The sequence below is a fragment of the Corallococcus llansteffanensis genome (assembly GCF_003612055.1).
GTDB lineage: Bacteria > Myxococcota > Myxococcia > Myxococcales > Myxococcaceae > Corallococcus > Corallococcus llansteffanensis.
The window spans coordinates 1-418 of record NZ_RAWB01001209.1; the positions used below are offsets into that span (position 1 = coordinate 1).

The following is a 418-nucleotide window of genomic DNA, read 5'->3' on the forward strand; positions in this document are numbered from 1 at the left end:
ACCCGGCCGCATCCCCCGGTGGCTGGCAACTGCTTGGCCGCACAGACGCGGCGCTCTTCATGCCGCAGCGTAATCCCCCCACGCTGCTGGCGCCCGGAGACCGCATCCGCTTTGTTGCCTCGAAGGTGCGCGCATGAGTTCGAAACCCCAACCCATGATCGAGATCGTGCGGGCCGGCGTGCTGGCGTCCGTGCAGGACCTGGGCCGCACCGGCTATCGCCGTTTTGGCGTGTGCACGTCGGGCGCGCTGGATCCGCTGTCGCTGTATGTGGGCAACCGCTTGGTTGGCAACCGCAGCGATGCGGCGGGCATCGAGTTCACGCTGGGCAACGCCACGCTGCGCTTCCACGCCAATGGCCTGATCGCGCTGACGGGCGCCGATTGCCGCGCCACGCTCGACGGCGCACCGGTGCATGCT

1 protein-coding gene and 1 pseudogene are annotated in these 418 nt (G+C 68.9%); both read left to right on the plus strand.

Going from position 1 to position 418, the window contains the following annotated elements; all coding sequences use genetic code 11:
- Positions 1-137 (plus strand): carboxyltransferase domain-containing protein (locus D7V93_RS44190; protein ID WP_120648752.1); only part of this gene is annotated, 137 nt, incomplete at its 5' end.
- Between the two features lie 17 nt (positions 138-154).
- Positions 155-418 (plus strand): annotated as a pseudogene (locus D7V93_RS44195) (hypothetical protein); the annotation flags it as partial.